The following is a 7,691-nucleotide window of genomic DNA, read 5'->3' on the forward strand; positions in this document are numbered from 1 at the left end:
ACAGGGATCCGACGCTGCCTCGGCGGCCGCGCGGCTTTCGGCGTTCAGAGTCATGACTGACCTTCTCCCCAAGGTTGGGAGCGTGCAGGCTGCCCCCCGGTGGCGATGACCTTGAGATAGGCGCCGGGCAACCCCTTGTGCAGGAAACGCTTGGCCCACCGGGGCTCGCCCATGTGGCGGGCAAAGGTGGCGCAGGGTATCCGCGGCATCGTCACTTCGACGACGACGTCGGGGCCAACCTGCCACCGCTCCCCCACCAGCGCTCCGCTGACGTCCAGGCCGGTGGTCCGCAGGTTTTCGCCGAACAGCCCCGGCGCTATGTCGCGCCCGAGCTCGGCCGACCACGCGTCGGCATCCTCCTGGGCATAGGCGTAGAGGGCCTTGAGCTCTCCGCCGTGGTTTTTGCGATCCGCCTGGACATCGGCGCGCAGCCCCATCGCGTGGACCGGCACCCGTCCGTCGAGCGGGCGCTTGTCGATCCCGGTGATTCCCACCTTGCTGGCATCGGGCTTCAAGGCGTGCAGCCGGCAGAGGGCCAGCAGGGATCCGGATTTCATGGGGCAATCATAAGTGCGTCCGGTGCTGGCTCAGGCGTGGCCCTCGTAGCTGACGTCCTGTTCCTTGGCCGAGTCGGCCGGCAGCGGTTGCCCGCGGTATTTTCCGATGGCCCACAGATTTCCGTCCGGGTCGTTGATGCCAAAGCCGCGGTCGCCGTAGTCGGTGTCCTGCAGGTCCCGGATGATCGACGCCCCGGCCGCCTTCATGCGCTCGTACGCACCGTCCGGGTCGCGGGTGTAGACGTTCAGCTGGGCCGAACCGGGTTCCCGGGCCCACAGGGTCCCCTCCGCGTGGCTGGAGACCATCACCATCCCGCCCTCGGGCCAGAGCAACTCGGCGTGCACCACCAGGCCATGCTCCTCGAACCGTGCATGCTCGATGAATCCCATGGCCCCGGTCAGGAACTCGATCAGTTCGTGGGCCTTGCGCGACTGCAGACCGGCGACGACGCTGGCCGGAGGGTACTGCTTGTTCGCATCCATGGACACAGTATTCTCTTCCGGCCCCGGACGCGCCAGAGGCGGCGGACCGGCCTGCCGGTACCGCCGCCTCCATGGGTGACTAGAGCTGGCCGAAGGCCTTTTCCAGGTCCGCGATCAGGTCATCGATGTCCTCGATGCCCACCGACAGCCGGATCAGGTTCTCCGGCACCGCCAGTTCGGTGCCCTTCACCGAGGCATGGGTCATCTCCGCAGGGTAGTTGACCAGCGACTCGATGCCGCCCAGCGATTCCGCCAGCGTGAACACCTCGGTGGACTCGGCCACCTTGCGGGCCGCCGCCTCGCCGCCCGTGAAGGAAACGGAGACCATGCCGCCGAAGCCGCGCATCTGTTTCTTGGCCAGCTCGTGGCCGGGGTGGTCGGGCAGGCCAGGATAGTAGACCGCCTCGACTTCGGCCCGGCCCTGCAGCCATTCGGCCACGGCCTGGGCGTTCGCCGAGTGCCGGTCCATCCGCACGCCCAGCGTCTTCAGCCCGCGGGTGGTAAGGAAAGCGTCCAGCGGCGCGGAGACGGCCCCCACCGCGAACTGCACAAAACCGACCTTCTCGGCGAGCGCGTCGTCGTTGAGCACCACGGCCCCGCCGATCACGTCCGAATGTCCGCCGATGTACTTGGTGGTCGAATGCACCACGACGTCGGCGCCGAAGGCCAGCGGGTTCTGCAGGTACGGAGAGGCGAAGGTGTTGTCCACGACCAGCAGCGCGCCGGCGGCGTGGGCCAGCTCGGCGAGGGCGGCGATGTCGGTGACCTTCATCATCGGGTTGGACGGGGTCTCTACCCAGAGGAACCGGGCCTTGTGCTCGTTGACCGCGGCGGCCACGGCCGACTCGTCGGACATATCGACCACGGTGTGGCCGATCCCCCAGGCACCGAGCACGCGGTCAATGAGCCGGTAGGTTCCGCCGTAGGCGTCGTTGCCCAGCACGATGTGGTCACCCGGGGACAGCAGGGCACGGATCAGCGCATCTTCGGCTGCCAGCCCGGAGGCGAAGGAGAAGGCGTGCTTGCCGCCCTCCACCGCCGCCAGCTGCACCTGCAGGGAATCGCGGGTCGGGTTGGTGCCGCGGCCGTATTCGTAGCCGTTGCGCAGCCCGCCGATGCCGTCCTGCGCGTAGGTCGAAGACTGGTAGATCGCCGGCACCACCGCGCCGGTGGCCTCGTCCGGCACCTGGCCGGCATGCACGGCGCGGGTGTTGAAGCCCTGGGTGTTCTCTGCGCTCATTCTTCTCTCCTTCAGCTCGTCAGGTAGGACAGCAGGTCGTGGCGGGTCAGCACGCCCACCGGGGCACCGGCCAACGTCACCAGCACGCCGTCGACCGCCTGCAGCTTCTCGCGGGCGGCCGAGACCGGTTCCAGCGCCCCGACCAGCGGCATCGCCGCGCCCAGATGGTCGCCGACCTTGTCTGTCAGCTTCGCTTCGTTCTTGAACAGCTTGGCCGTCAGTTCGCGTTCGTTCACTGCGCCGACCACCTCGCCCATGACCACCGGCGGCTCCTGCGAGAGCACCGGCAGGGTCGAGACGCCGAACTCGTTCATGATCCCGATGACGTCGCGCACAGTCTCGTAGGGATGGGTGTGGACCAGGTCCGGCAGCGTGCCGCTCTTGCCCCGCATCACCTCGCCCACTGTCGCTTCGTCTCCGCCGGCGATAAAGCCGTAGGACTTCATCCAGTCGTCGTTGAAGATCTTGCCCAGGTAGCCGCGTCCGGAGTCCGGCAGGATCACTACCACGATGTCGTCCGGCCCCAGCCCCTCGGCCACCTTGAGCGCTGCCACCACTGCCATGCCGGAGGAACCGCCGACCAACAGTCCCTCTTCCTGGGCCAGCCGCCGGGTCATCGCGAAGGCCTCGGCGTCGTTGACGGCCAGCACCTCGTCCGGAACCGACTTGTCGTAGTTGTCCGGCCACATGTCCTCGCCGACGCCCTCGACGAAGTATGGCCGTCCGCTGCCACCCGAGTAGACCGATCCCTCGGGGTCGGCGCCGATGATCTTCACGGGACCGCCGGCGCGGTCGGCGGAAATTTCCTTGAGGTAGCGGCCGGTTCCCGTGATGGTTCCGCCGGTGCCGGCGCCGATCACCACGTGGGTCACCCGGCCGTCAGTGTCGCGCCAGATCTCCGGGCCGGTGGACTCGTAGTGGCTGGCCGGCGCGGCCGGGTTGTTGAACTGGTCCGGCTTGAAGCCGCCGTCGACCTCGGTCACCAGCCGGTCGGAGACGCCGTAGTAGGACTCCGGGCTGTCCGGCGCTACGGAGGTCGGGGTGACGACGACGTCGGCGCCGTAGGCCCTGAGCACGTCGCGCTTTTCCAGGCCCACCTTGTCCGGGGTCACGAAGATGGACTTGTAGCCCTTCTGCTGCGCCACCAGGGCCAGGCCCACCCCGGTGTTGCCGCTGGTGGGTTCGATGACCGTGCCGCCGGGCTTGAGCCGCCCGTCCTTTTCGGCTTCTTCGATCATCTTCACCGCGATGCGGTCCTTGATCGAACCGCCCGGGTTGAAATACTCCACCTTCGCCAGGACGGTGGCGGCAAGACCTTCGGTCACTTTGTTCAGCTTGACCAACGGGGTGTTGCCGATCAGGTCCAGAACAGAATTGGCATATTTCATGGGCCCAAATCTACCCGCCAGCGTATCCGGGGGCACATCCGGCGTAAGACGGGTTCATGCCCGGGGCCCGCCTGCCGCCGCCGTGTGCCGCGCCTGCGCGGCTGCTTGCCCGAAAAGGGTCTTGCCCGAACAGGCCCGGGTGAAAGAACGGTCCGGAGCGCGTGGGACGATTAATCCATGCTGTCCACCGCCACCGCGCCCGGCACCGGGCTCACCGCACTGGTGGAGTTTCCGGAGCCGTATGACCTGCGCGGAACGCTGTCCATCCTGTCCCGCGGCACGCAGGATCCCACCGCCCGGATTGACGACGCCGGTGCCTGGCTGACGCTGAATACCTCCTCCGGCGCGGCAACCCTGCGCCTCACCCGCGGTCCGGGAGGGCACGACGGCAGCCGGGGCACCGCCGTCGTCATGGGACGGGCCTGGGGGCCGGGTGCCGAGGAAGCGCTGGCCGGGCTCCCCGCGCTGCTGGGGGCGGACGATGACTGGTCGGGGTTCGACACCCCGGATTTCCATACCGGCCTGCCCCGGCTGGTGCGTGAGCCCCGCCGGCGGCACCCCGGGCTGCGGCTGCCGGCGACCGGGCGGATGATCGATGCGCTCGTGCCGGTGATCCTGGAGCAGAAGATCACGACCATCGAGGCACGCTACTCCTACAAATACCTCGTCCGCCGCCACGGGTCTCCGGCGCCGGGGCCCGCACCGAGCGGGCTCATGGTCCCGCCGACGGCGCAGGGGTGGCGGCGCATCCCGTCCTGGGACTGGCACCGGGCGGGGGTGGACTCGAAGCGCTCGGGCACCATCATGCGGGTTTGTTCCTCGGCCGGCGCCCTGGAACGGCTGGCGTCGCTGCCGGCCGGCGAAGAACTGGCCCGCAAGCTGTGCACCGTCCCGGGGATCGGACCGTGGACCGCGGCCGAGACCGCGCAGCGCACGCACGGGGATCCGGACTCGGTGTCGGTGGGCGACTTCCATCTGGCGGCGTTCGTCGGCTACGCCCTCACCGGACGCAAGACGGACGACGCCGGCATGCTCGAGCTCCTGGAACCGTGGCGGGGCCACCGCCAGCGGGTGGTGCGGATGCTGGTGCTGAGCGGTTTCCGCAAGCCCGCCTTCGGGCCGCGGCTGGCGCCGCAGGACCACCGCCGGCACTAACGCGGCTCTGACGCCGCACCAACGCCGGAAAACTACCCCGCGCCTTAAACCCAGAGGGAGCAGGGCATGCGCCCCGCCCCCTCTGGAGTCCTGACCGTTGTAGCTATTCGGAGGCCTGGGCCTCCTGCGCCGCCTGCTGCTGGGCGGCCACCTGGGCGTGGACTTCCTGCATGTCCAGTCCCTTGACCGCGTCCACCAACTGCCCGAACTGGCTGGAGTTCAGGGCGCCGGGCTGGGAGAACACCAGCACCTTTTCGCGGAAGGCCATGAGGGTCGGAATCGAGGTGATGCCGGCCGCGGCGGCCAGGCCCTGCTCGGCTTCGGTGTCCACCTTGGCGAAGACGATGTCGCCGTGTTCCTTGGACGCGGCATCGTAGACGGGGGCAAACTGCTTGCACGGGCCGCACCAGTCGGCCCAGAAGTCAACGAACACAATGTCGTTCTCTTCGATGGTCTGCGGGAACTGGGCCTCGGTGATATCGATGGTTGCCATACCTCCACGCTAACGCGCGGGGTTGCGGCCTGTCGCCCCCTGTTCGCTCAGCGCATGAGCCGGCGCCCCGGCCGTTATCCACAATCCCCCGCCGAGGCTACCGGCCGCCGTGGCCGAATCCCTAAGGTCGATTCCACCAGAAACCGCGACCGGAGGATTCGACATGAACCGCTTCACCGTCTTGATTGTCACCGACGGACTGGAACTCGACGCCGCCATTTCCAAGAGCCTCGCCGTGATGGACGAGTTGGAGGAGCACCTGCCGTTTGCCCACGACCCGTCACGGAACGAGCTGTACGCCGTGGGTGAGGGCGCCGCGCTGAAGGGCAGGATCGGGCTGCCGCACGGCAGGCCCGGCGCCGGACCGGCGGCCACCTACGTGGGCGACCTGCACTGCATCTGGAGCGAAGGGCGGTGGTACACGCCAGCCGACTGTCCGCCTGCTCCGGCAGACCATAACGGCGCCACTGCCTGGCAGTGGCTGTACTACAACGTGATGCACCATTCCGGGCCGAAAACGTACTGCTTCCTCTGGGACATCCATCCGCTGCCGCTGGCCGAAGCGGCCTGAACACTCGCTGTCCGGGCGGCTACAGGGCTGGGCGCGCTGTTGCGAGGTGCCTGCGCTGGGGCCGGCGGCGCCGCTCAGTAGAAGGGCTGGTTTCGGCGGCGCACGTAGAGCCCGCGGGCGATCTTTTCCCCGGCAGCGGACCACAGTTTGTACTTCAACGGGGAGATCACCTGGTCATAGCAGCCGACGAAGTCGGTGATGGTCTTGGTGAAGCTGGTCTTGAACAGGCCCAGGCCGTAGTACTCATGTTCGGGGTTCTTCAGTTCGGACGACGGCGGAGTCCCGCACAGGTCGTAACTGGTGATGCCCAGCTCCCTGAGCTGGTTCATGGCCGTCCACTGGATCAGGTGGGAGTCGCCGTACTGCTTGCGGCGCGGCAGCGATCCGCCGTCTTTGTAGGTGCCCTTGCGTCCGTAGTTGACCACGAACGCGCCCACCGACGGCTTGCCGTCTTCGTACGTGAACAGCAGCCGGCCCTGCCCGGCGGCAATGAAGTTGCCCCAGAACGCCTTGAAGTACTCGAAAGAGCGGACCTGCACGTTCTTCTGGCCCTGCTGCACCTGTCCCATCAGGTTGAACATCGCCCGGAAGTTCTCTTCCGTCGGTTCGGCCGTGACCACTTCGGCGCCCTCTCGGATGGCGCGGCGCACGGCATTGCGCCCGCGGGACGAGAAGCTCTTGAGGACGACGTCCGGCTCCGGGGAGATGTCGACGATTGCGGTGTGGTCGTTCGGCTGCAGGTCGGGCATCTTGACCAGGCCCTCGCGCGCTAGAAGCGCGCGGGTTTCGTCCGTGGCCTCGACATCCGGCTCGATCCGGATCGCGAAGACGCCGCGCGCCTGCTCCCGGCAGAAGTTGCGGTTGGCCTCGAAGATGCCCGGCAGGTCCTCGGGCGAGGCGACGTCGGGGCCCTTGATCATGTACCAGTAGTTGCCCAGCAGCGGAACGTGCTTTTCCAGCACCAGGTTGTAGCTGGTGTAGTCCTGGGTCTCATACGCCAAGTACAGCGGCTTCCACCCGTGGTCCGCCTTGACCTGGGCGTAGGCCTTGGCCTGGAGCATGTTGCCGCCGTTGGGATTGGCCGTGACATGGCTGTCCCATGCCTCGATTTCCTCCGGCGTCGCGAAGCGGGCGGTGAATTGTCGCAAAGAGAACTCCTCGTCGTGGCAGCTGGTCGCCGCCGGTCAAATCCGCGGTCAAGTCTATCGACGCCGGCCCCGACCCCGTGCCGGGGAGTGCACCAGCGGCGGCCGGCATGGGCGGCAGGTACGGAAAAACCCCGTCCGACCAGTGATTCACGTGGTCGGACGGGGTTTCCCGTTCGGTGGCAGATGAGGGATTCGAACCCCCGTAGGCAATGCCAGCTGATTTACAGTCAGCCCCCTTTGGCCGCTCGGGTAATCTGCCGAACGCCTTCTTCAGAAGAAGACCGCTTCCCCGTGAGGAAGCAAGACAACTTTACACAAAGATCGGCCCAAGAATCGAATCGGGCTCCGCGGGGTCTACAAACCCCGGGAGATCCGCTCCTCCATCTGCCCGACGAACCGCTCTGCCTGCTCCGCGGTGACCAGCTGCATCCGCACCGCCTGATCCATCTCGCGGCGGATGCCGTCCAACCTGGCAGCGGGCCCGGAACCATTCCTCTCCCCCACGGCACTGGGCGGGGCGGCCAGGCCTGCCGACCCGCCATCGCCGGGGGCACCATCGAAGACGGCTCCGGCCGCGAGGTCCTGGCGGAGTTCACGCTCCAACTCTTGGGTGTCCCGACGGACCATCGTCGCGGCGCCGGCCGCCGCGGCGGGCG

9 protein-coding genes and 1 tRNA gene are annotated in these 7,691 nt (G+C 67.7%); 2 read left to right on the forward strand and 8 right to left on the reverse strand.

All coding sequences use genetic code 11. The features are described from left to right. Positions 1 to 50: 50 nt before the first annotated feature. From AC5RUJ_RS07710 to AC5RUJ_RS07725, 4 genes are all read right to left on the reverse strand, one after another. Positions 51 to 557: an MOSC domain-containing protein gene (locus tag AC5RUJ_RS07710; RefSeq protein ID WP_494155731.1), complete on the reverse strand. Its 507-nt coding sequence runs from the start codon at positions 555 to 557 to the stop codon at positions 51 to 53. Positions 558 to 587: 30 nt separating this feature from the next. After that, the gene (locus AC5RUJ_RS07715) at positions 588 to 1,040 is read right to left on the reverse strand and encodes a VOC family protein (protein WP_494000545.1); all 453 of its coding nucleotides are present in this window, start codon (positions 1,038 to 1,040) and stop codon (positions 588 to 590) included. Positions 1,041 to 1,119: 79 nt separating this feature from the next. After that, entirely contained in the window at positions 1,120 to 2,280 is a 1,161-nt protein-coding gene (locus AC5RUJ_RS07720) for a cystathionine gamma-synthase (RefSeq protein ID WP_494012766.1), read from the reverse strand. Positions 2,281 to 2,291: 11 nt separating this feature from the next. Further along, positions 2,292 to 3,668: a cystathionine beta-synthase gene (locus tag AC5RUJ_RS07725; RefSeq protein ID WP_494128831.1), complete on the reverse strand. Its 1,377-nt coding sequence runs from the start codon at positions 3,666 to 3,668 to the stop codon at positions 2,292 to 2,294. Between the two features lie 177 nt (positions 3,669 to 3,845). Here AC5RUJ_RS07725 and AC5RUJ_RS07730 point away from each other — a divergent pair, with 177 nt between their 5' ends. Further along, on the forward strand, positions 3,846 to 4,823 hold the full coding sequence (locus AC5RUJ_RS07730) for a DNA-3-methyladenine glycosylase family protein (RefSeq protein WP_494128830.1): 978 nt from the start codon (positions 3,846 to 3,848) through the stop codon (positions 4,821 to 4,823). 103 nt (positions 4,824 to 4,926) lie between these two features. Here AC5RUJ_RS07730 and AC5RUJ_RS07735 read toward each other — a convergent pair whose 3' ends face one another. Next, positions 4,927 to 5,316, reverse strand: a complete 390-nt coding sequence (locus tag AC5RUJ_RS07735; protein ID WP_494128829.1) for a thioredoxin family protein — start codon at positions 5,314 to 5,316, stop codon at positions 4,927 to 4,929. 163 nt (positions 5,317 to 5,479) lie between these two features. Between AC5RUJ_RS07735 and AC5RUJ_RS07740 the strand changes: the two genes are divergently transcribed. Then, positions 5,480 to 5,887 carry a hypothetical protein gene (locus tag AC5RUJ_RS07740; protein ID WP_494012769.1) on the forward strand — a complete coding sequence of 136 codons (408 nt, stop codon included), beginning with the start codon at positions 5,480 to 5,482 and terminating at the stop codon, positions 5,885 to 5,887. 74 nt (positions 5,888 to 5,961) lie between these two features. On the opposite strand, the gene AC5RUJ_RS07745 is transcribed toward AC5RUJ_RS07740, so the two are convergent. The 3 genes from AC5RUJ_RS07745 to AC5RUJ_RS07755 all read right to left on the reverse strand — a co-directional run. Continuing rightward, a complete protein-coding gene (locus AC5RUJ_RS07745; protein ID WP_494128828.1) occupies positions 5,962 to 7,035 on the reverse strand; it encodes a lipid II:glycine glycyltransferase FemX in 1,074 nt (357 codons plus the stop codon). Positions 7,036 to 7,212: 177 nt separating this feature from the next. Further along, positions 7,213 to 7,294: transfer RNA gene (locus AC5RUJ_RS07750), tRNA-Tyr, on the reverse strand. A 95-nt stretch (positions 7,295 to 7,389) separates the two neighbouring features. After that, a partial coding sequence (locus AC5RUJ_RS07755) for a hypothetical protein (protein ID WP_494155732.1) occupies positions 7,390 to 7,691 on the reverse strand: 302 nt, incomplete at its 5' end.

It is taken from the genome of Arthrobacter sp. Y3223164, assembly GCF_059091005.1.